Annotated in this window: 20 protein-coding genes; 16 read left to right on the top strand and 4 right to left on the bottom strand. The window is 72.4% G+C overall.

The genetic code is table 11. From position 1 onward, the window contains the following. Positions 1–98: 98 nt before the first annotated feature. Genes Asi03nite_RS02075 through Asi03nite_RS02065 form a run of 3 tightly spaced genes read left to right on the top strand, consistent with a single transcriptional unit; the run spans position 99 to position 3,565 of the window. Positions 99–827 carry an ABC transporter ATP-binding protein gene (locus Asi03nite_RS02075; protein ID WP_203676650.1) on the top strand — a complete coding sequence of 243 codons (729 nt, stop codon included), beginning with the start codon at positions 99–101 and terminating at the stop codon, positions 825–827. Next, positions 824–2,965, top strand: coding sequence for a YhgE/Pip domain-containing protein (locus tag Asi03nite_RS02070; protein WP_203676649.1), 2,142 nt, complete (start codon positions 824–826; stop codon positions 2,963–2,965). The genes Asi03nite_RS02075 and Asi03nite_RS02070 overlap by 4 nt, the downstream gene beginning before the upstream one ends. Positions 2,966–2,980: 15 nt before the next feature. Next, entirely contained in the window at positions 2,981–3,565 is a 585-nt protein-coding gene (locus tag Asi03nite_RS02065; RefSeq protein WP_203676879.1) for a TetR/AcrR family transcriptional regulator, read from the top strand. Positions 3,566–3,811: 246 nt separating this feature from the next. Here Asi03nite_RS02065 and Asi03nite_RS02060 read toward each other — a convergent pair whose 3' ends face one another. Next, the gene (locus Asi03nite_RS02060; protein WP_239102300.1) at positions 3,812–4,246 is read right to left on the bottom strand and encodes an HIT family protein; all 435 of its coding nucleotides are present in this window, start codon (positions 4,244–4,246) and stop codon (positions 3,812–3,814) included. Between the two features lie 622 nt (positions 4,247–4,868). Here Asi03nite_RS02060 and Asi03nite_RS02055 point away from each other — a divergent pair. The 12 genes from Asi03nite_RS02055 (at position 4,869) to Asi03nite_RS02000 (ending at position 19,937) form a co-directional block, all read left to right on the top strand. Beyond that, on the top strand, positions 4,869–5,360 hold the full coding sequence (locus Asi03nite_RS02055) for a MerR family transcriptional regulator (RefSeq protein ID WP_373872076.1): 492 nt from the start codon (positions 4,869–4,871) through the stop codon (positions 5,358–5,360). Between the two features lie 10 nt (positions 5,361–5,370). Then, on the top strand, positions 5,371–6,648 hold the full coding sequence (locus tag Asi03nite_RS02050) for a sensor histidine kinase (protein ID WP_203676647.1): 1,278 nt from the start codon (positions 5,371–5,373) through the stop codon (positions 6,646–6,648). Further along, positions 6,645–7,304, top strand: coding sequence for a response regulator (locus Asi03nite_RS02045; RefSeq protein ID WP_203676646.1), 660 nt, complete (start codon positions 6,645–6,647; stop codon positions 7,302–7,304). Before Asi03nite_RS02050 ends, Asi03nite_RS02045 begins: the two co-directional genes overlap by 4 nt. Positions 7,305–7,365: 61 nt before the next feature. Next, complete coding sequence (locus tag Asi03nite_RS02040) at positions 7,366–8,256, top strand: ABC transporter ATP-binding protein (protein ID WP_203676645.1); 891 nt, start codon at positions 7,366–7,368, stop codon at positions 8,254–8,256. Further along, the gene (locus Asi03nite_RS02035; RefSeq protein ID WP_203676644.1) at positions 8,253–9,308 is read left to right on the top strand and encodes an ABC transporter permease; all 1,056 of its coding nucleotides are present in this window, start codon (positions 8,253–8,255) and stop codon (positions 9,306–9,308) included. Before Asi03nite_RS02040 ends, Asi03nite_RS02035 begins: the two co-directional genes overlap by 4 nt. Before the next feature lie 441 nt (positions 9,309–9,749). Continuing rightward, positions 9,750–11,282 (top strand): amino acid permease, encoded by a 1,533-nt coding sequence (locus tag Asi03nite_RS02030; protein ID WP_203676643.1) that lies wholly within the window; start codon positions 9,750–9,752, stop codon positions 11,280–11,282. Between the two features lie 12 nt (positions 11,283–11,294). After that, on the top strand, positions 11,295–12,641 hold the full coding sequence (locus Asi03nite_RS02025) for a glutamine synthetase family protein (RefSeq protein WP_203676642.1): 1,347 nt from the start codon (positions 11,295–11,297) through the stop codon (positions 12,639–12,641). 16 nt (positions 12,642–12,657) lie between these two features. Further along, positions 12,658–14,019, top strand: a complete 1,362-nt coding sequence (locus Asi03nite_RS02020; RefSeq protein ID WP_203676641.1) for an aldehyde dehydrogenase family protein — start codon at positions 12,658–12,660, stop codon at positions 14,017–14,019. A gap of 2 nt (positions 14,020–14,021) precedes the next feature. Next, the gene (locus Asi03nite_RS02015) at positions 14,022–14,786 is read left to right on the top strand and encodes a 3-oxoacyl-ACP reductase (protein WP_203676640.1); all 765 of its coding nucleotides are present in this window, start codon (positions 14,022–14,024) and stop codon (positions 14,784–14,786) included. A gap of 176 nt (positions 14,787–14,962) precedes the next feature. Next, on the top strand, positions 14,963–15,655 hold the full coding sequence (locus Asi03nite_RS02010; protein WP_203676639.1) for a gamma-glutamyl-gamma-aminobutyrate hydrolase family protein: 693 nt from the start codon (positions 14,963–14,965) through the stop codon (positions 15,653–15,655). Between the two features lie 16 nt (positions 15,656–15,671). Continuing rightward, positions 15,672–16,412 carry a gamma-glutamyl-gamma-aminobutyrate hydrolase family protein gene (locus Asi03nite_RS02005; protein ID WP_203676638.1) on the top strand — a complete coding sequence of 247 codons (741 nt, stop codon included), beginning with the start codon at positions 15,672–15,674 and terminating at the stop codon, positions 16,410–16,412. A 69-nt stretch (positions 16,413–16,481) separates the two neighbouring features. Continuing rightward, the gene (locus Asi03nite_RS02000) at positions 16,482–19,937 is read left to right on the top strand and encodes a SpoIIE family protein phosphatase (RefSeq protein ID WP_203676637.1); all 3,456 of its coding nucleotides are present in this window, start codon (positions 16,482–16,484) and stop codon (positions 19,935–19,937) included. On the opposite strand, the gene Asi03nite_RS01995 is transcribed toward Asi03nite_RS02000, so the two are convergent. Then, positions 19,930–20,238 carry an STAS domain-containing protein gene (locus Asi03nite_RS01995; RefSeq protein WP_203676636.1) on the bottom strand — a complete coding sequence of 103 codons (309 nt, stop codon included), beginning with the start codon at positions 20,236–20,238 and terminating at the stop codon, positions 19,930–19,932. The genes Asi03nite_RS02000 and Asi03nite_RS01995 overlap by 8 nt on opposite strands. 79 nt (positions 20,239–20,317) lie before the next feature. Here Asi03nite_RS01995 and map point away from each other — a divergent pair, with 79 nt between their 5' ends. Then, positions 20,318–21,175, top strand: coding sequence for a type I methionyl aminopeptidase (gene map / locus Asi03nite_RS01990; protein WP_203676635.1), 858 nt, complete (start codon positions 20,318–20,320; stop codon positions 21,173–21,175). 109 nt (positions 21,176–21,284) lie between these two features. Here map and Asi03nite_RS01985 read toward each other — a convergent pair whose 3' ends face one another. Beyond that, positions 21,285–21,992 carry a nucleotidyltransferase domain-containing protein gene (locus tag Asi03nite_RS01985; RefSeq protein ID WP_203676634.1) on the bottom strand — a complete coding sequence of 236 codons (708 nt, stop codon included), beginning with the start codon at positions 21,990–21,992 and terminating at the stop codon, positions 21,285–21,287. A gap of 17 nt (positions 21,993–22,009) precedes the next feature. Beyond that, complete coding sequence (locus Asi03nite_RS01980) at positions 22,010–22,438, bottom strand: ferritin-like domain-containing protein (RefSeq protein WP_203676633.1); 429 nt, start codon at positions 22,436–22,438, stop codon at positions 22,010–22,012. Positions 22,439–22,567: the final 129 nt, after the last annotated feature.

Raw genomic sequence — 22,567 nt, 5'->3', positions numbered from 1 at the left:
CTGCCGTACCGGCGTGATGTCCACCACCTGTGGATTCCCGAAGATGTGGGCGCGGGTATGTTTTCGAACTGACCAGTCAGTTCGAAAAAGGAGCCATCATGGCGGTGCTCAGCGTCACCTGCGCCGAGGTGCGGCACCATCGGCGCACGCTCCTGCGGGACCTCGATCTGGTGGTCGAGGCCGGCCAGACCGTCGCGGTCGCCGGCCCGCCCGGCAGCGGCCGGACCAGCACGGTGCTGGCCCTGGCGCGCCGGTTACGGGTGTCCGGGGGCAGGGTCGAGCTGCGTGGTACGGCGTCGCTCGGGCACGTGGCAGGCGTCAACGACCCGGAGCCGGTCCTCACGGTGCGTGAGCACGTGCGGGAGCGGCTGGCGCTGCTCGGGCGCTCGCCGCGGGAGGCCGCCACGGTGGACCTGCGCGGGTTGGACCCGCGGCTGCGGGGGCGGGAGCTGACGCCGTACCAGAAGCAGGTCCTGGGGTTGATCCTGGCTCGCCTGTCCCGGCCGGCGCTGATCGCCCTCGACGGGCTGGACAGCGGGCTCGACGAGGCGGAACAGGCCGCGCTCTGGGAGCAGATCGATGAGCTGACCGCGGAGGGCGTGGCCGTGCTGGTCACCGCGCGGACCGTGGATCCGGGACGGGTGACGCGCACGGTGCTGCTCGGCGACCCGCGGTCGGGGGAGCCGGGACGGGCGGAGGTGCTTCCGGCCGTACCGCCCGAAGCGCCGGCGGTGGAGGCGGTGGAGGCGGAAGTGCCGGCGGCGGCCGGGGACGCGGCCGGCGGCCGCGACGAGGAAAGCGCGAGCGGAACCGAGGAGGAACGATGACCGGGTTCTCGGCAGTGTCGCTGGCGGGTCTCGAGATCCGCCGTTTCCTGCGCGGCCGGCTGACCGCCGCGGCATTGGCGGTCCTCGCGGTCGTCCCGCTGCTCTACGGCGCCCTCTACCTCTACGCGTTCTGGGATCCCTACGGCCGTCTGAACCACATTCCGGCCGCCCTGGTGGTCGAGGACCGGCCCGCGACCGATCCCGACGGCAACACCGTCCACGCCGGCCGGAACCTCGCCGACAAGCTGATCGAACGGCAGGTCTTCGACTGGCACGTCGTCGGCGCGCAGGCCGCCGACGCCGGCCTGCGCGACGGCAGGTACCAGATCGAACTGCGCATCCCCGCGGACTTCTCCGGCAATCTGGCCGCCGCCCCGGACCCCGATGCCGGCCCGGCGGCCGCGCGATTGAGCGCCACCAGCGACGATGCCACCAACTATCTGTCCGGCGTCTTCGCCCGCACCGCTTTCGAGGAGGTGCGCGCGGCCGCCAGCGCCGGCGCCTCGGCGAAGTACTACGACCGGATGCTGATCGGATTCACCGACCTCAAAGCCGAGACCGAGAAGGCCGCCGACGGCGCGGGGCAACTCGCCGACGGGGCCGGGGCGCTGCACAAGGGTGCCGCGGAGGAGGCCGCCGGGATCGACGAGGCGCACGCCGGCGCCGGTGAGATCGCCGGCCGGCTGACCGCTGCCGGCTCGGGTGTGGACCAGCTCGCCGACGGCCTGACCCGGCTGGAGTCCGGCGCCGCCCAGCTGGCCACCGGCACCGCGCGGGCCGCGGACGGCGGCCGCCGGCTCGCCACCGCCGTGGACGCCGCGGCCGACCGGGTCGGACCCGTGCTGCGCGACAACGCGGAGGCCATCGGGGATGCCGCCACCCTGGTGGCGAACGGCGCCGACCTGCTCGCCGCGAACGTCGGCGCGATCGACGACGCCGCCGGCCGGGCCGTCACGGACGCCAGGCGGCTGCGGGACTACCTGGACGGCCTGCCGGCCGGCACCAAGGGCCTGGAACAGGCCAAGCGCCTGGCCGCCCAACTGGTCACCGACGCCGAGCGGATCCAGCAGCGGATCGGCGCCGCCGATCTGGACGGCCTGCGCGCCCGGCTCCGGGAGGTCGCGAAGACCGCCCGTGAGGTGGCCGCCGCCGCGCCGCACCTGGCCGACGACGTCGCCGCCGCCCGCGCCCGGGTGGACCGCCTGGCGAACGGCCTGGACCAGCTGGCCACCGGAGCGAAACAGCTCAGGACCGGCACCGCGCGGGCCGCGGACGGCGCGAGCCGGCTGCGGACCGGTGTGTACCGGCTGGCCAGCGGCGCCCGGGAGCTCGACGGCGGGCTGGCGGAACTCTCCGCCGGCGGGCACCGGATCGCGGACGGCCTCACCGAGCTGCAGGACGGCGCCGGGCAGCTCGCCGGCAAACTGGCCGACGGGGCCGGCGAGATCCCGGCGTACGACGACGCGGACGAGCGGTCCGGCGTCCTGGCCGACCCGGTCTCGCTGGACCGGGTGGTGCGCCACCCGGCCGGCACGTACGGCGTCGGCTTCGCGCCGTACTTCCTGGCCCTCGCACTCTGGGTCGGCGCAATGATCAACTACATGCTGCTGCGCCCGCTGAACCGGCGCTACCTGGTCTCCGGCGCGCCCGCGCCGCGGGTCGCCCTGGCCGGGCTGCTGCCCGGGGTGCTGATCGGGCTGATCCAGGCGAGCCTGCTGTACGCGGTGGTCCGTTTCGGTCTCGGCCTGTCCCCGGTCCGCCCGTGGGCGAGCCTTGGCCTGCTGCTCGGCACGGCGGCCGTCTTCGCCGCGATCATGCAGCTGATCGGCGCGGCGCTCGGCGCGCCCGGCCGGATCGTCGCGCTGGTCCTGCTGATGCTGCAACTGACCTCGTCCGGCGGGACCTATCCGGTGCAGACCACGCCGGGGTTCTTCCAGGCGATCCACCCGCTGCTGCCGATGACGTACGTGGTGGAGGCCATGCGCCACGCGGTCGACGGCGGCGCCGCCGCCCCGGTCGCGCACGGCGCCCTGGCGCTGGCCGCCTTCGGGCTGGCGGCGCTGCTGCTCACGATCCTGGTGGCCGGCCGCAAACGCCGCCTGAGCACCGCGGATCTGCACCCGGAGCTCGTCCTCTAGCCTGGTTCCGTGGCGATGGACGGGCGCAGCCGGCGGCGTGAGGACACCCGGCAGAGGTTGTACGAGGCCGCCGTGGAACTGATCGCCGAGCAGGGCTTCAACGAGACCACGGTGGACGACATCGCCCTGCGCGCGAACGTCGCGAAGGGCACCGTCTACTACAATTTCAAGTCCAAGTCCGACCTGTTCAAGGAGCTGTTGCGGCACGGGGTCGGCCTGCTCACCGAGGAGTTCCGCCGCGCGGTGGCCGGCCTGCCGCCGCGCGAGGCGGTCCGTGCCCTGGTCCGCGCCCAGCTCGCGTACATCCAGCGCTACCAGGCCTTCGCCCAGCTGCTGGTCTCCGAGATGTGGCGGACCAACCGGGAGTGGCAGCAGACCCTGGCGCTGCTGCGCGAACAGGCGATCGGCGTGATCGCGGAGACCGTCCAGGCCGGGGTGGACTCCGGTGACCTGCCGGCCGACCTGGACGTGCGGGTGGCGTCCGCGGCGCTCTTCGGGGTGGGGCTGGTGGTCGCGGTGGACTGGCTGGTGTTCCAGCCGGAACGGCCGATCGGTGACGTCGAGGAGGCCATGCTCGCGATCGTCCGGCGGGTCGCCTGATCAGCTGCCGGCGGAGCAGCTCGGCGGTGGCCACCCACAGCCGGCGCTCCCGCCGCCGGTCGTGCGCCACCGGCTTCGGCCGGATCACCCGGTCCCTCGGGACGAACGCGCCGTCGCGCGGGTGCGCCCGCCGGTCGTCGGGGGGCGAGGGAGGCGAGCGCTGGCCCGGACGTCGCCGGACCGGACACTCCGGGGAGGCGCCCGAGCCCGCGCAGGACCGTGGACGACTCTAGGGCGGAGCGGACGTCAAGCCAGCGCGTCGCGCAGCGCGGCCGCCACCTCGTCCAGGTTTTCCGCGGGCGACCCGCCCAGGTAGGCGAAGATCCGCGGGCCGCGGTGCTCCGCCGGCAGGCCGGGCATCCGGGGCACCACGTGGAAGTGCAGGTGAGCGAAGCCCTCCTGCTCGGAGAACTGCATCACATACGTCTTGGCGCACCCGGTCACCACGCCCAGCGCCCGGGCCAGCCGCACCTGCCAGGTCCCGAGGACGGCGGCCTCGGCGTCGGTGAGGTCGGCGATCGAGAGGACGTGCCGCCGCGGGAGCAGGACCAGCCAGCCCGGCAGTGCCGCGTCGAAGGCGTGCGCCACCCGCCAGTGGTCGTCGAGCCCGATCAGCTCGCGCACCGGCAGCTGCTCGATCCGCTCGTTCCGGCGGCAGGTGTAGCAATCCACGGCAGGCACCACCGTATGCCCACCGGGCAAGGCGGCCCGCCCACCGGATCCGGGTCTCCTCCCGCCCCGCGCAACCAGGGCGGCCCAGCGGCCACAGCCGTATCAGGGCGATCTCGGGAGCGCCGCTGCCTCGATCCGCCGTTACGTCGGGTCCGCCAGCTCGGGCCGGGCGCAGTGGGGTATGGGTTTCATCATGGGTCTCACCGAGGGCTGATGAAAGGTGTCCAGCAGGGCGTGACGGCGGGCGGCAGGATGGTGCGACGGGTCTTGCAGAGGTTGACGGCAAGTTGCATAACAGCAGCTCAATATGGGTGCTGACAAAAAAATCTACAGTGGCGACTCTAGAAATTTGGCCGGAAGTGGCATACGTTTGGCGAGTCGGTCAACCGCCGGCATCGCAAACTGGCACAGACGCTGAGTTGGAGAAGGAGGACGAGATACCGCAGTTACGCGTAATCACCACGTCCCCGACCCGACAAGAGGTGATCGCAGCCGATGCCCATCACTCCGGTCGACTGCTAGCGGCACGCAGCCGGTCGACCACATGCGCCGGCCAGTGGAGTCGGCACGAGAATTGAAAAGCCAGGGCCCCGGTTACCCGCCGGGGCCTTGGACTGCGCACGAGGTGGCGATGCCGATCAACCGGATGCCCAGCAACCCGGCGCCCGCCGACCGGACGCCCGCCAAGCCGCCGACGCGCGGCGGCCCGAGGTCCCCGGGTCGCGGGCCGGCAAGCGACCGGGACGCCGACCTCCCAGCGTACACCATGGGCCGGGCCGCCGAACTGATCGGGGTGACCCCGGCCTTTCTCCGCAGCCTCGACGGCGCCGGCCTGATCGAACCGGAGAGGTCCGCCGGCGGCCACCGCCGCTACTCCCGCCACCAGCTGGATCTCGCCGGCCGGGTCCGGCTTCTGCTCGACGAGGGTTTCCTGCTCGCCGCCGCGGTCCGGATCGTCACGCTGGAGGACCGCCTGGCGGCCGCGCACCGTCGGATCCGCGAGCTCGGCGGCACCCTCGGCCCCGGCGAGGACGCGAGCATCCCGCTGGGCCCGGGCGCGGGCCCGGAGGTCGGCATTCCGGCGCAGGCCCGCCGTGATACCACCGCCCGGGAAAACATGTAATCGTTTCCGCATGCCATCGTGGAACGTCGAAGAGTGGCGGCGGCCGGGCCCGACCCCCGAACAGCGCCGTAACGACCTGCTGATCGGGGCGGCGACCGCCGCCATCGCCGTTCTCAGCCTCTACCTGATGCGCAGCACCGGGTCGTTCCACGGCGAACGGGCCCCGGCCCTGGCCGAGCAGATCTTCTGGGCGGTGGTCACCACCGGGCCGCTGGCCTGGCGCCGGATCGCCCCGGACCTGGTCGCCGTGGTGATCTCGATCGCCTTCATCGCCGGTCAGGCGCGGTTCTCCCCGGAGCAGATGGTCACCACGTACGCCCTGTTCGCCGCGATCTACGCGCTGGGCGCCTGGGGCCCGGACCGCAGGCGCGCCCGCGCCCTGCGCCTGGGCATCGTGGTGGTGATGTTCGGCTGGCTGACCCTCTCCTGGGCGCTGTACCACGACATGATCACCGTCGCCGAGCTGAGCGGCGCCACCGGCGAGCTGCCCGGTGTCTGGTCCGTGGTGTTCACCAGCTACCTGCAGAACATCGTCTTCTTCGGCTTCACCTACCTGATGGGCGACGCCGCCTGGCGCGCCGTGTGGCGGCAGCACCAGCTGCGGGAACAGGCCGAGCAACTGCGCGCGGCTCAGGAGGCGGCCGCCGGCCGGGCGGTTCTCGACGAGCGCGTCCGGATCGCCCGGGAGCTGCACGACGTGGTGGCGCACCACGTGTCGGTGATGGGCATCCAGGCCTCCGCGTGCCGCCGGGCGCTGGACAAGGACCCGGCCCGGGCGGTCGCCGCGCTGACCGCCGTCGAGGAGGGCGCCCGGACCGCGGTGGGCGAGCTGCGCCGGATGCTGGGCGCGCTGCGTTCCAGCGGCGCGGACACCGAGCCGGCGCCGGGCGCCGGCATCGACCGGATCGAGGAGATCGCCGACCGGGCCCGGGAGGCCGGTCTCCAGGTTCACTTCGGGACGTACGGCGATCCGGCGCCGCTGCCCGAGTCGCTGTCCCAGGCGGCCTACCGGATCGTGCAGGAATCGGTGACCAATACGCTCAAGCACGCGCAGGCCGGCACCATCGACATCCGCGTCCGCTACCTGGCCGGGGAGTTGGAGCTGGACGTGGCCGACGACGGGCACGGCGGGACCGGCGCGGGTGGCGGCGGGATGGGACTGATCGGGATGCGGGAGCGGGTGGCGGTGCACGACGGGACGCTGGAGCACGGGCGGCGCGGCGGTGGCGGGTTCCGGGTGCGGGCCCGGCTGCCCTACGGGCCGGCGACCGTGGGGAGCGCCGCGTGACCATCCGGGTCCTCCTCGCGGACGACCATCAGCTGGTGCGCTCCGGGTTCCGGGTCATCCTGGAGATGGAGGACGACATCACGGTGGTCGGGGAGGCGGCGGACGGCCAGCGGGCGGTGGAGCTGGCGCTGCGGCTGCGGCCCGACGTCGTACTGATGGATGTCGAGATGCCGGTGATGGACGGTCTGGAGGCGACCCGGCGGATCGCGGCCGGAAGCGGCCCCTCGGTGTTGATCCTGACCACGTTCGACCGGGACGACTACCTGTTCGCGGCGCTGCAGGCGGGGGCCAGCGGGTTCCTGCTCAAGAACGGGACGCCGGAGGCGCTGACCGAGGCGGTCCGGGTGCTCGCGGCCGGTGACGCGCTGCTCGCGCCGGCGGTGACCCGGCGGGTGATCGCCCAGTTCAGCGCGCCCCGCCAGCGGGCGCCCGAGCCGGCTGCGCGGCTCGGCGAGCTGACCCCGCGCGAGCACGAGGTGCTGGTCCAGCTGGCCGGCGGGGCGACGAACGCGGAGATCGCCGCCGCTCTGCACCTGGGCGAGACGACCGTGAAGACGCACGTGAGCCGGGTGTTGATGAAGCTCGGCGCGCGTGACCGCACACAGGCGGTGGTCCTGGCGTACGAGATGGGTGTGGTCCGTCCTTCGCAGGGATGACCCGGGACGGTCCGTCGCGAGCCGGACGCCGGCGGCGGCCCGAAAGCCTAGCGTCAATGGCATGAACACCGTTCTCACCGTCGACGGGGTCGACCGGTCGTTCGGTGAGCGGCAGGTCCTCAAGGACGTGTCGTTCACCGTGGCGGCCGGTCGGCTGACCGGATTCGTGGGCGCCAACGGCGCCGGCAAGACCACCACCATGCGGATCATCCTGGGCGTGCTGGCCGCCGACGCGGGCACGGTGACCTGGCGGGGCGAGCCGCTCGACCGGGGGATCCGGCAGCGCTTCGGCTACATGCCGGAGGAGCGCGGCCTCTACCCGAAGATGAGCGTCCTGGAGCAGATCGTCTACCTGGGCCGGCTGCAAGGGCTGGGCGCCGCCGAGGCGCGCGACCGCACGATGGCCCTGCTGGAGCGCCTGGAGCTGGCCGGCCGGGCCGACGACCACGTGCAGAAGCTGTCGCTGGGCAACCAGCAGCGCGCGCAGATCGCCGCCGCGCTGGTGCACGACCCGGAGCTGCTGGTGCTGGACGAGCCGTTCTCCGGCCTGGACCCGCTGGCGGTGGACAACGTGGTAGCCGTGCTGCGCGAGCGGGCCGCCGCCGGCGCCGCGGTGCTCTTCTCCAGCCACCAGCTCGACGTGGTGGAGCGCCTCTGCGACGACCTGGTGATCATCGCGGACGGCACGATCCGCGCGGCCGGCGACCGGGCCGCGCTGCGTGAGCAGTACGCCCTGCCGCGCTACGCGATAGAGGTCGGCGCCGACGCCGGCTGGCTGCGTGACCTGCCCGGCGTCACGCTCGTCGACCTGGACGGCAGGAACGCCGTCTTCGACCTCGACTCCGGTTCCGACCAGGACGTGCTGCGCGCCGCCCTGGACCGCGGCCCGGTGCACGCGTTCGGCCCGGTCCGCCCGTCGCTCGCCGAGATCTTCCGAGAGGTTGTCCAGTGACCACGTTCGAAGCCGCCAAGCTGGTCGCCGCCCGGGAGATCCGGACCAAGCTGCGCGACAAGGCGTTCCTGTTCAGCACCGTGTTCTTCCTGGTCATCGTGGTCGCGTCGATCATGCTGCCGTCGCTGCTCAACGGCGGCGCCACCAAGGTCGCGGTCGTCGACGGCGGCTCGGCCGCCGTGCTGCGGGAGCACGGCATGCAGGTGCGGATCGTCGCCGACCAGGCGACCGCCGAGCAGCTGGTCCGGGACGGCGAGGTGGACGGCGCGGTGCTGCCCGGCCCGGTGGTGATCGGCGACGAGGAGAGCCCGGACGACGTGGTCGAGGCGCTCAGCACCGCGCCGCAGGTCCGCCTGCTGGAGCCGTCCGACGTCGACCCGTTCCTCAAGGTGATCGTGCCGGTCGCGTTCGCGATGCTGTTCTTCTTCACCTCGTTCACCTTCGGCATGCAGATCGCGCAGAGCGTGGTCGAGGAGAAGCAGACCCGGATCGTGGAGATCCTGGTGTCCAGCGTGCCGGTGCGCGCGCTGCTGGCCGGCAAGGTGTTCGCGTTGACCGTGCTCGCGTTCGCCCAGGTGGGGCTGCTCGCCCTGGTCGCGGTCGTGGGCATGAGCGCCACCGACACCGCGCCCGGCCTGGTCTCCGCGGTGCTGCCGGCGATCGGCTGGTTCGTGCCGTTCTTCGTCCTCGGTTTCGTGATGCTGGCCGCGCTCTGGGCCGGGGTGGGCGCGCTCGCCTCCCGCCAGGAGGAGCTGGCCAGCACGACGGTGCCGGTGCAGATGCTGGTCCTGATCCCGTTCTTCGCGGTGATCAGCCTGCCGCATGACGGCGTCGCGATGCGCGTCCTGTCGTACATCCCGTTCTCCTCGCCGATCGCGATGCCGATCCGGCTGTTCGAGGGTGACGCGGCGGTCTGGGAGCCGGTGGTCGCCGTGGTCCTGCTGGCGGTCACGGCGGTGGCTCTGCTCGGGGTGGGAGCCCGGGTCTACTCGGGGTCGCTGCTGCGGACGCAGGTCCGGACCTCGTTCGCCGCGGCACTGCGAAAAGCCTGATTCCGGTACGACGTGAGTCCCGCGCCCGCCCCGGTCCGCCGGAGGCGGGCGCCCCCGGTCGGGCCGGCGCCCGTTTCCGCGACGTCGCGACCCCCCCAGCCCGCCCGCCCGGGAATGGAGGCGCGCGTCCAGGTTTCGGCGGCGCGCAGCTACCTGGAGCAGGCAGGGCGGCGATGCGGGGCGGGCGCTCCGCGGCCGGAGAGCCGCGTGCGGGGTGAGAGAGGTGACCGCGCCCCGCATCGCCGCGGGAGGGTTGCCGAACAACCGGGCCGGCGAAGCTTGCCGAGAGCTTGCGGGCCCGCCCTGATGCCATCAAGGCTCGCACCATGCCGTACCCCGGGCAACGCAATTAACGCTGATCATTGACGGCCGTAACACAGCGGAGCGATCATCACCGAAAGCCGTGGCTCAGGTCACACCTTCGGCATAGGGAGCTCACCTATGAGCACTGAACCAGCCGTCTCCAGCAGCGACGAGGAACGACTCGCGCAACTCGGGTACAAGCAGGAACTGCACCGCCGGTTGTCCGGCTTCTCCAATTTCGCCGTCTCCTTCTCGATCATCTCGATCCTGGCCGGCGCGATCACGTCCTACGTGATCGCGATGAACGCCGGCGGGCCGTTCGCGATCACGATCGGCTGGCTCCTCGTCGGCATCATGGTCACGCTGGTCTCGCTGGCGATGGCCGAGGTGTGCTCGGCCTATCCGACCGCAGGCGCGCTCTACTGGTGGGCCGCGGCGCTGGCCAAGCGGAACAAGGCGGCCTGGGCCTGGTTCATCGGCTGGTTCAACTTTCTCGGCGAGGTCGCGGTCACCGCCGCGATCGACTTCGGTGCGGCGATCACCACGTCGGCGTTCCTCAGCCTGACCTTCGACATGGAGGTCACCCCCGGGCGGACGTTCCTGATCTTCCTGGTCGTCATCGTGGCGCACGGCCTGCTCAACACGTTCGGCGTGAACCTGGTGCGGCTGCTCTCCGACGTCAGCGCGTGGTGGCACCTGATCGGCGTGGTGGTCGTCGTGGTGCTGCTGGCGGTGATCCCGGACCAGCACAAGCCGATCTCCGAGGTGTTCTTCGAGGTGCGCAACGCCACCGGGTTCGGCTTCACCGGCGCGACCGTCTACGCCGTCCTGATCGGACTGCTGATGGCGCAGTACACCTACACCGGTTACGACGCGTCCGCGCACGTCGCCGAGGAGACCCACGACGCGGCGAACGCGGCACCCCGCGGCATCGTGATGTCCGTGGTGGTCTCGGTGATCGCCGGCTTTGTCCTGCTGTTCGCGATCACCTGGTCGATCCAGGACTACGACGCCGAGGCGGCCACCTCGCTGGGGCTGCCGCCGGCGCAGATCTTCATCGACGCGGCGGGCCACGACACCGGCACGTTCTTGCTGTTCATCTGCATGGTCGCGCAGTGGTTCTGCGGGATGGCGTCGGTCACCGCGAACTCCCGGATGTCCTACGCGTTCGCGCGGGACGGCGCGCTGCCCGGCTCGCGGCTGTGGAAGCAGGTCAACCCGCGCACCGGCACCCCGACCAACTCGATCTGGCTGTGCGTGACGATCTCCACGATCCTGGTGCTGCCGTCGCTCTGGAACACCACCGCGTACGCCGCGGCCACCTCGATCGCGGTGATCGGCCTGTACATCGCGTACGTCGGCCCGGTCTTTCTGCGCCGCCGCCGGGCGGACTTCCAGGCCGGTCCGTGGAACCTCGGCCGGTGGAGCGCCCCGGTCGGCTGGATCTCGATCGCCTGGGTGGCGTTCATCTGCGTGCTGTTCGTGCTGCCCACGGCTGGCCCGATCACCGCGGGGAACTTCAACTACACGGTCGTCGCGGTGGCCGTGGTGGTGGGCGGCGCGACGATCTGGTGGTTCGCCGGCGCCCGGAGGTGGTTCACCGGCCCCCGTTCCAACCTGCTGGAGAAAGCGGCACACGGCGAGCAGACCATGCCGACGGCCAACGACTGATAGGACTGTTCCATGGATCTCGAGGACCTCGATGTAGCGGTCGGCAACGGCTCGATCGACACCGTCCTGCTGGCGCTCACCGACATGCAGGGGCGGCTGCAGGGCAAGCGGCTGCACGGCCGGTACTTCATGGACGAGGTGGTCAGCGGCGGCAGCGAGGGCTGCAACTACCTGCTCGCGGTGGACGTCGACATGAACACCGTCGGCGGGTACGAGATGTCCTCGTGGTCCACCGGCTACGGCGACTTCGTGATGCGGCCGGACTTCGGCACGCTGCGGCCGGTGCCGTGGCAGCCGGGGACCGCGCTGGTGCTGGCGGATCTGTTCGACACCGCGGGCGCGCCGGTTCCGGCGTCCCCGCGGCAGATCCTGCGGCGCCAGCTGGACCGACTGGCGGCGCACGGCCTGACCGCGTTCGCCGGGACCGAGCTGGAGTTCGTGCTCTACCGGGACAGCTACGAGCAGGCGTTCTCCTCCGGATACCGGAACCTCACCCCGGCGAACCAGTACAACGTGGACTACTCGCTGCTCGGCACGGCCCGCGTCGAGCCGCTGCTGCGCCGGATCCGCAACGAGATGTACGGCGCCGGCCTGCTCCCGGAGAGCGCCAAGGGCGAGTGCAACCTCGGTCAGCACGAGATCGCCTTCCGCTACGCCGACGCGCTGGCCGCCGCCGACAACCACGTCGTCTACAAGAACGGGGCGAAGGAGATCGCCGCGCAGGAGGGCATGGCGCTGACCTTCATGGCCAAGCCCAACGAGCGGGAGGGCAACTCCTGCCACATCCACTTCTCGCTGCGCGGGCCGGACGGGAGGTCGGCGATGCTCGGCGACGGGCCGGCGCACCTGAGCGTGACCGGGCAGCGGGTGCTGGCCGGCCTGCTCGCCACGATGCGCGAGTTCAGCCTGCTCTTCGCGCCGAACATCAACTCGTACAAGCGGTACCAGCCGGGCTCGTTCGCGCCGACCGCGCTGCGCTGGGGCGTGGACAACCGGACCTGCGCGCTGCGGATCGCCGGGCACGGGCAGGGCATGCGGGTGGAGAACCGGGTGCCGGGCGGGGATGTGAACCCGTACCTGGCGATCGCCGCGCTGGTCGCCGGCGCGGTGCACGGCATCGAGAACGAGTTGCCGCTGGAGGACGAGTTCGTCGGCAACGCCTACCAGGATCCCGGGGCCGAGCGGGTGCCCGGGACGCTGCGCGCGGCGACCGACCTGTGGGCCTCCAGCGAGCTGGCGGAAGCCGCGTTCGGGGCGGATGTGGTCGCGCACTACGCCAACATGGGCCGGGTGGAGCTGGCGGCCTTCGACGCGGCGGTCACCGACTGGGAGCTGCGTCGTGGATTTGAACGCCTCTGAGTGTGAGGATCTTGGCGTGGGGACGACTGATGTGATCGACCCGGCGACGGGCGCGGTCTTCACGACCGTGCCGTCGCTGGACCTGGCCGGGACGGACGCGGCGATCGAGCGTGCGGCGCGGGCCTTCGACGGGTGGCGCGCGGTCGCGCCCGGCGACCGGGCGAGGCTGCTGCGCCGCTTCGCGGCGGTGGTCGAGGACCACCTGGAGGAGCTGGCCCGGCTGGAGGTACGCAACGCCGGGCACACCATCGGCAACGCCCGCTGGGAGGCCGGCAACGTCCGCGACGTGCTGAACTACTACGCCGGCGCGCCGGAGCGGCTGTCCGGCCGGCAGATCCCGGTGCCCGGCGGCGTGGACGTGACGTTCCACGAGCCGCTCGGCGTGGTGGGGATCATCGTGCCGTGGAACTTTCCGATGCCGATCGCCGGCTGGGGTTTCGCGCCGGCGCTGGCGGCCGGCAACACGGTGGTGCTGAAGCCGGCCGAGCTCACCCCGCTGACCGCGATCCGTCTCGGCGAACTGGCGCTGGAGGCCGGCCTGCCGGAGGACGTCTTCCAGGTGCTGCCGGGCCGGGGCCGCGTGGTGGGGCAGCGGTTCGTCACGCATCCCGCGGTCCGCAAGGTCTGCTTCACCGGCTCCACAGCGGTCGGCAAGTCGATCATGGCAGGCTGTGCGGATCAGGTGAAGCGGGTGACGTTGGAGCTGGGCGGGAAGTCCGCGAACATTGTCTTCGCCGACGCCGACCTGGAGAAGGCCGCGGCCGCGGCGCCGGGTGCGGTCTTCGACAACGCCGGGCAGGACTGCTGCGCGCGGTCGCGGTTGCTGATCGAGGCCTCGGTCTACGACAAGTTCCTCGCGCTCCTGGAGCCGGCCGTCAGGAAGTTCCGGGTAGGAGACCCTTCCAGTGACTTGTCCGAGATGGGCCCACTGATCTCTTCCGGGCAACGGGCGACGGTGGCTGGATTCGTCGCCGGCGCCGACGTGGCTTTCCGCGGCGACGCTCCCCGCGGTGAAGGTTGGTGGTTCCCGCCCACGGTCCTGCTCGCCGGGTCCACACAGGATCGGCACTGGCGGGAAGAGATCTTCGGACCGGTCGTGTCCGTCCTGCCGTTCCGCGACGAGGCCGAGGCGATCCGCTTGGCCAACGACACGGAGTACGGCCTGTCCGGCTCGATCTGGACCCGTGACGTCGGCCGTGCCCTGCGAGCGGCCCGCGCGGTCGAGACCGGCGCGCTCAGCGTCAACAGCAACTCGTCGGTGCGGTACTGGACCCCGTTCGGCGGGATGAAGCAGTCCGGCCTCGGCCGCGAACTGGGCCCGGACGCGCTGCTGTCGTTCACCGATGTGAAAAACGTGTTCCTGGCTACGGGAGATTGACAGTGGATCGTTTGCAGGACCGGGTCGCCGTGATCACCGGCGCCGGCAGTGGGATCGGGCTGGCCACCGCCCGGCGGTTCGCCGCCGAGGGCGCCAAGGTGGTCGCCGTGGACATCTCCGAGGAGGCCGGCAAGGCCGTCGCGGCCGAGGTCGGCGGCGAGTTCGTGGCCTGCGACGTCAGCGATGAGGAGCAGGTCCGGGCGCTCTTCGACGGGGTCGCCGAGCGGCACGGGCGGGTCGACATCGCGTTCAACAACGCCGGCATCTCGCCGCCCGACGACGACTCGATCCTGGTCACCGGCATCGAGGCCTGGGAACGGGTCCTCAAGGTCAACACCACCAGCGTCTTCTTCTGCTGCAAGTACGCCATCCCGCACATGCAGCGGCAGGGCAAGGGGTCGATCATCAACACCGCGTCATTCGTGGCGCTGCTCGGGGCGGCCACGTCGCAGATCGCCTACACCGCGAGCAAGGGCGGGGTGCTGGCGATGACCCGGGAGCTCGGGGTGCAGTTCGCCCGCGAGGGCATCCGGATCAACGCGCTCTGCCCCGGCCCGGTGGCCACCCCGCTGTTGCTGGAGCTGTTCGCCAAGGACCCGGAGCGGGCCGCCCGCCGCCTGGTGCACGTGCCGATGGGCCGGTTCGCCGAGCCGGACGAGATCGCCGCCGCGGTGGCGTTCCTGGCCAGCGACGACGCCTCGTTCATGACCGCCGCCCAGTTCGTCGTCGACGGCGGCATCACCGGGGCCTACGTAACGCCGCTGTAAACGTTTAGCTTTGCCGAACGAGGGAACGAGATCACAGAACAGGGGTCGAATCCCTGCTCAGGCGGGCTCGGATCCCCGTCTGGGATAGGACAGAGGGCCCGTCGCGCGGCGCCGGAAATCCGGCGCCGCGCGCCTGTCCGGCCCGGAAACCGGCGGACGGTGACTACGGTGGTGCGATGCGTCCGATCATCGGGATAACGACGTACGTGATGCCTGCCACCTGGGGGGGCTGGAATGATCTCCCCACCGTCCTGGTCCCGCGGGACTACGCCGAGGCGGTGACCCTGGCCGGCGGCCGGGCGGTGCTGCTGCCACCCGACGACCGGGACGCCGACGTGCTGCGGATGCTGGACGGCCTGCTGCTCTCCGGCGGCCCGGACATCTCGCCGCGGTGGTACGGCCAGGAGCCGGGGCGGCACACCGTGACCCACCCCGAGCGGGACGAGGCCGAGCTGCTGTTGCTGGAGGCCGCGCTCGACCGCGACCTGCCGGTCCTCGGCGTCTGCCGGGGCATGCAGCTGCTGGTCGCCGCGCACGGCGGCACCCTGCACCAGCATCTGCCCGATGTGCTCGGCCATGAACGACACCGCGTGGCCCCGGCGGTGTACAGCGAGCACGACGCCGTCTTCGTCCCAGGCAGCCGGATCGCCGGGCTGATGGGCGGGGACGTGACCATCAACTGCTTCCACCACCAGGGCGTCGCCGACGCCGGGAAACTGACCGTGACCGGGCGGGCCGAGGACGGGCTGCCCGAGGCGGTCGAGGACCCGGACCGGCGGTTCCTGCTCGGTGTGCAGTGGCACCCCGAGGTGAGCCGGGACGTCCGGCTCTTCGGCGCCCTGGTGCAGGCGGCAGCCGAACGGAGCTGAGGAGGACCACACCCCCATGCGCAGACCGCTGATCGGGCTCACCGCGTACGCCCAGCACGTGCACTTCGGCCGCAACGACGTGATGGCCGGGATGCTCCCGATGACCTATGTGAGAGCGGTGCACGTCACCGGCGGGCGGGCGGTGCTGATCACTCCGGACGACCCCGGCACCGACGTCCTGGAGACCCTGGACGGGATCGTGTTCACCGGCGGCGGCGACGTCGGCCCCGGGCACTGGGGCGCCGAGCCGCACCCGGAGACCGAGGTCGACGAGGTCCGCGACGCCGCCGAGATCATGCTGATGCGCGCCGCCCTGGAGCAGGATCTGCCGGTGCTCGGGGTGTGCCGGGGCCACCAGGTGATGGCCGTGGCCACCGGCGGCTCGCTGCACCAGCACCTGCCCGACCTGATCGGCCACGACCGGCACCGGGCCGCGGTGGGCACCGACCCGCTGGCCGCCGGGGCCGGCGACTACGGCCGGCACGACGTGGTGACCGCTGACCACTCCCTGGCGCACGACCTGTTCGGCCGGCACACCACGGTGAACTCGTTCCACCATCAGGCGGTGGCCGACCCGGGCAGGTGCGTGGCGACCGGCTGGTGCCCGGACGACCGGGTCGTGGAGATCATCGAGCATCCCGGGCGGACCTTCGCGCTGGGTGTGCAGTGGCATCCGGAGCGCACCTCGGACCTGCGGGTCTTCGCGGCGCTCGTGGCCGCGGCGATGAACCGCCGGAAAGTCGCCGCAGCGGCGTAGGCGGACCGGTGTTAACGTGCGTCCGGGCCGGCTTTTCCCGGTCACCCGACCCCCCACCGGAGGCTTTTGATGGGCGCCCTGCCGGCCCGGCTGCGCATCGCTTTCGAGCGTGGTGGCGAGATGGGCCGGCGGATGGCCGCGCTCGACTGGTCCACCTCGCCGGCCGGCCACCCGTCCACCTGGCCGCCGGAGCTGGCCGACGCCGTGATCAGGGCGCTCGCGTCGCGCGCGCAGATCTGCGTGTTCTGGGGGCCGGAGCGCGTCGTGTTCTACAACGACGCGTACATCGCGGTGACCGGCGCCAAGCACCCGGCGTACCTGGGGCGGCCCGGCGCCGAGCTGTGGGCCGAGGCCTGGGACATGATCGACGGGCTGCTCCGGCGGGTGGCCGCGGAGAACGAGGCCTTCTACGCCGCCGACCTGCTCTTCCTGCTCGACCGGTACGGCTTCCTGGAGGAGACGTACTTCGACGTCTCGTACGACCCGATCCGCGGCGCGGACGGCACGGTCGCCGGGTTCCTCTGCCTCGTCACCGAGACCACCGGCCGGGTGCTCGGCGAGCGCCGGGTGCGCACGCTCTCCGCGCTGGGCCGCCGCCTGGCCGACCTCGCCCACCCGACCGCGCTGGCCGGCGAGGCGGTCGCGGTGCTCCAGGAGAACGCGGCGGACGTGCCCGCGGCCCGGGTGGTGCTGGACGGCCCGCTGCCGGAGCCGGCCGCCGGCACCCTGGTGCTGCCGCTCGGGGTGGGCGCGGACACCGTCGGCGCGCTGGTGGTCGAGGTCAGCCCGCGCCTGGCACTGAACGGCGACTACCGGGACTTCCTGGAGCTGGCCGCGGCGCAGATCGCCCGGGCGGTGGCCAACGCCCGCGCGCTCGAGCGGGAGCGCCGCCGGGCCGCCGAGCTGGCCGCGCTGGACCAGGCGAAGACCGACTTCTTCTCGAACGTCAGCCACGAGTTCCGTACCCCGCTGACCCTGGTCCTCGGACCGCTGGAGGACCTGCTCGACAACCCGGCCACCGATCCCGCCCTGCGGCGGCGGCTGGATCCCATGCACCGCAACGGCCTGCGCCTGCTCAAGCTGGTCAACACCGTGCTGGACTTCTCCCGGCTGGAGTCCGGGCGGATGCGCGCCGTCTTCCGGCCGACCGACCTGGCCGGTCACACCGAGCGGCTGGCCGCGTCGTTCCGGCCGGCCACCGAGCGGGCCGGGCTGGACCTGGTGATCGAGACGCCGCCCGCGCCCGTACGGGTACACGTGGACCACGAACTGTGGGAGAAGATCGTCTTCAACCTGCTCTCGAACGCGGTGAAGTTCACCCGGGCCGGGCGGGTCGAGGTGCGCGTCCGGGTCGACGACGAGCACGCCGAGCTGGCCGTGCGGGACACCGGCGTGGGCATCCCGCCCGGCGAGCAGCCGCTGCTGTTCGACCGGTTCCACCGGGTCACCGGCGCCTGGTCGCGTAGCCATGAGGGCACCGGCATCGGCCTGGCCCTGGTCCGTGAGCTGGCCGAGCTGCACGGCGGCTCGGTGAGCGTGCGCAGCGAGCCGGGCGTGGGCAGCGAGTTCCTGGTCCGGATCCCGTTCGGCACCGGGCACCTGCCGGCCGACCGGGTCAGCGACGACCCGGCCCCGGCGATCGGCGTGGACCCGCGGCTCTGGGTGGACGAGGCGGCCTGGTGGACCCGGGACGGCGGGACCGCCGAGACCCCGCCGGGGATCGCCGGGGGCGGCCGCATCCTGCTCGCCGACGACAACCCCGACCTGCGCCGGCACGTCGCCCGGCTGCTCAGCCCGTACTGGGAGGTGGTCACCGCGGTGGACGGCGCCACCGCTCTGGAGCTGGCCCGGCAGCGGCCGTTCGACCTGGTGCTGACCGACGTGATGATGCCGGGGCTGGACGGGTTCGGGCTGATCGCCGCCCTCCGTGCCGATCAGCGCACCCGCGACGTGCCGATCGTGGTGCTCTCGGCCCGGGCCGGCGAGGAGTCCGCGGTCGAGGGCCTCGCCGCGGGCGCCGACGACTACCTGGTCAAACCGTTCTCCACGCGGGAGCTGACCGCCCGGGTGCGGGCCAACCTGGAGCTCGGCCAGCAGCGCCGGGAGACGGTCAGCCGGCTGCGCGGGCTCGTCGACGCCGCGGCCGCGCTGAACGCGGTGACCGGCACCGCCGAGGTGCTCGACGTGGCCGCCCGGCACGTGCAGGCGATGACCACGGCCGGCCGGGTGGTGGTGACCGCCCCGGACGCGCGGGCCGAGCGGGACGGCGGCGCGGACGGCGCCGCCGAGCCGGACCTGGTGCTGCCGCTGCCGGACACCGCCGGGGCCGCCCTCGGCGAGCTGCGGGTCTGGTCGGGCGCCGGCGGGCCGGTCGAGCCGGTGCTGCTCACCCAGCTCGCCCGGCTGATCGGGCTGCGGCTGGCGAACGCCCGGCTCTACGAGACCGAGCACCGGATCGCCCGGACCCTGCAGCACAGCCTGCTGCCGCAGTCGCTGCCCCGGGTCCCCGGCGCGGTGGTCGGCAGCCGGTACGTGGCCGGCAGCAGCGAGGCCCGGGTCGGCGGCGACTGGTACGACGTGATCGCCGCCCCGGACGGGCAGCTCTACCTGGTGATCGGGGACGTCGTCGGCAAGGGCGTGCAGGCGGCGGCCGCGATGGGCCAGCTGCGCAACGCGCTGCGGGCGTACATCCTCGAGGGCTTCGACTGCGGCCCGGCTCTGAGCCGCCTCAACCGCCTGGTCGACACGCTCGGCCGGCGACAGTTCGCCACGGTGTTCTGCCTGCGCTTCGACCCGGGCACCCGGGTGATGCGCTACTCCTCGGCGGGCCACCCGTCACCGATCCGGGTGGCGCGCGGCGAACTCGGCACGTTCCTCTACCGCACGGCGCTCGGCCCGCCGATCGGCGCGCTCGGCGACGTGCCCTACCCGACCAAGGAGCTGCAGCTGAACCCCGGCGACCGGTTGCTGCTCTACACCGACGGGCTGGTCGAGGACCGCACCCAAGGCATCGACACCGGCCTGGCCCAGCTCACCGCGGACGCGGCGAAGCCCACCGAGCACATCGAGGACCTGCTCGACGGGCTGCTCACCAAGGCGGCCCGGCACGTCCGGCGGGACGACATCGCGATGATCGCGCTGGAGGTCACCGAGCCGCGCGAGTTCGTCATGCGCCTGCCGGCGGATCCGACCCGGCTCAGCGTGCTGCGCAAGCGTCTCGACGACTTCCTCACCGCGCACGGCGTGCCCGAGACGGACATGTTCGATCTGTCGGTGGCGGTCTCCGAGGCCGCGGCGAACGCGATCGAGCACCCGATCGATCCGGCCGAGCCGTGGATCACCGTGGAGGCGTCGATGGCGGAGGACGCGATCCTGATCACCGTACGGGACACCGGGCGCTGGCGGCCGGCGACCGACGCCGGTTTCCGCGGGCGTGGGCTGGCGCTGATCGGCGCGCTGACCGAGCTCTCCGTGCACCGTTCCCCGGAGGGCACCGCGGTGACCCTGCGCCGGCCCCTTACCTGAGCCAGGGCTGGCCGCCCAGCCCGGAGATGTCGAGCACCCGGCGGACCCGGTCGGAGGGGATCACCTCGAGCGTCCCCGGGTACCGCTCGGCGAGCCGGATCAGCGTGTGGATGGCTGCCGAGTCGAAGAACGTCACCGCGCGCAGATCGATCGTCGCGCCGGTGATCAGCTCCGGGGTGGCGGCCCGGTAGAGGGCGCCGGCCGTGGACATGTCCACCTCGCCGGTCACCGTGACGACGATGCGGTCGCCGGTGACCGTACCGGTCGCCGAGAAAGCCGGGTCCTGGCCCTCTTGATCCACGAATACACGATTTCACAGCGGATCAGGAGCGGCAAGGACGGGCCCGGCCGTGGCCGCACGCGGCGGATAGGCTGTTCCCATGACCGTACGTGCGCCACTCGCGCCGGGTAAGCAGTCGCGTGAGCGATCGGTCCCGGCGAACATCGTCCGCCCCGAGTATGTCGGCAGGAAGCGCCCGAAACAGTGGCACGGTTCGCACGTGCAGACCCCGGAGACCATCGAGAGGATGCGGGTCGCCGGGCGGATCGCCGCGCGGGCCACCCAACTGGCCGGCGAGCACTGCAAACCGGGCGTCACCACCGACGAGATCGACCGGGTGGTGCACGAGTTCATCCTCGACCACGGGGCGTACCCGTCGACCCTGGGTTACAAGGGCTTCCCCAAGTCCTGCTGCACCTCGCTGAACGAGGTGATCTGCCACGGCATCCCGGACTCCACGGTCCTGGAGGACGGCGACATCATCAACGTCGACGTCACCGCGTTCCTGGACGGGGTGCACGGCGACACCGACGCCACGTTCTGCGTGGGCGAGGTCAGCGAGGAGGCCCGGCTGCTGGTCGAGCGCACCCACGAGGCGATGATGCGCGGCATCCGCGCGGTGGCCCCGGGCCGGCCGATCAACGCGATCGGGCGGGTCATCGAGGCCTACGCGCGGCGGTTCGGCTACGGCGTGGTCCGCGACTTCACCGGGCACGGCATCGGCGAGACGTTCCACTCCGGTCTCTACGTCCCGCACTACGACAACCCGCGCCTCGACACCGTGATGGAGCCGGGGATGACGTTCACCGTCGAGCCGATGATCACGCTGGGCACGCACGAGTACGAGATCTGGAAGGACGGCTGGACGGTCGTCACCAAGGACCGCAAGTGGACCGCCCAGTTCGAACACACGCTGGTGGTCACGGAGGACGGTTTCGAGATCCTGACCCTTCCCTGAGACCGATTCCGGTACGCACGGCGCCGGCCCTGGCCGCGCACCCGGCTCCGGTGCCGGCGCACGCGACGCCGCCAGTGGTCCGGACCGCCCGGGGGCCGGGCCGTACAGCTCAGTCGAAGAGCGCGCCCAGCGTGCCGTCCACCGGACGGCCTCGGGCGGCCAGCTCGTCCGCCTGGTATTTCAGGATCGCGCCCAGCTCCTGAATGTCCGCGGCGGCGACCCCGGTCCGCTTCACCGCGTCCGCGGCGTTGCGGAACCAGGTGCGGGTGAGGAAGCCGGTCACCAGCGCCGCGTGCACCCGGGCCTGGGTGATCATCACGAGCGCGGCGTCCGTGTCGTACCACTGGGTGAGCCGGATAGCCCGCTGCCGGGCACCGTTCGCCGCCGCCCAGTTGTGCCTGGCCAGCGACGTGAACTCGGCCGGCCGGGCCTCGCCGAGCAGGTTCTGGTGCGCCTCCCGCTGCTCCTTGAAGCATGCCTTCGGATCGTGCAGCGGGAAGGTGGTGATGAACCGGTCGGCCAGCAGCGGCCAGCGCGGCGTCAGCTGCCGGGCCTGGACCAGCGCCTCCTCGGCGGCCAGCACCTCCAGCTCGACCGGGATGCCGTCGACCTTGCGCAGGGTCGGCTTCGGCCCGGTCCGCGGGCGATAGGTGACCACCACCAGGTTGACGTCGCTGCTGTCGGTGTCGTCGCCGTGCGCCACCGAGCCGCGCACCCCGATCGCCTTCACCTCGGCGGGCCACCGGTGCAGGACGGTGTTGCCGAGCCGGACGGCCAGGGCGCCCCGGGGCGAGCTGGTGTCGATCGCGCCGATCATCACTTCATTGTCGGCCCTCAGGCGGTCGGGCGGCCCGGAAAGATCAGGGTCAGCGGCGTGAGCCGGGCGAGTTTGCGCCATTTCGTCGCACGAACCGCGGACTCGGTCAAAGCCGACAGGGCGTCGGCCCGCTGGGTGCTCTCGGTGACCGGCAGCACCGTCCGCCACGCCTGGGCCACGCCGTCCTCGATCTGGACCGCCAGCTTCAGCGCGGTGGCCCGGTCGGTGACCGGGAACGGCAGCTCGTAGCCGGCCGGGGTGGGCGCGGTGCCGGCCCGCAGCGCGGCGAGCTGCTCGACCAGGTCGTCCCGGCGCACCCGGTGCGCGTCCTCGGCGGCTCGCGCCTGGTCCTGCTCGGCGCCCTCGCGCAGGTGCACGCCGATCAGCCCGTACGCCCAGATGGCCGCCTCCTCGGCGGCGAGCGCGCCGGCCAGTTCGTCTTTCACGTTCGAGAAACTAGCGCAACGCTTCCGCCGGCGGGGGAGCCGGCGGAGAGCCGCGGGCAGACCGGTGCGGTGTCCAGCGACGTCGACCGGGGCGGTGACCGCTGTCAGTGCCGTTCCGGCGGCCTCAGC

The organism is Actinoplanes siamensis, from assembly GCF_016862395.1.
GTDB classification, from domain to species: domain Bacteria; phylum Actinomycetota; class Actinomycetes; order Mycobacteriales; family Micromonosporaceae; genus Actinoplanes; species Actinoplanes siamensis.
The sequence above is the reverse complement of the archived record's forward strand: the minus strand, read 5'-3'. Positions and strand labels throughout refer to the sequence as shown.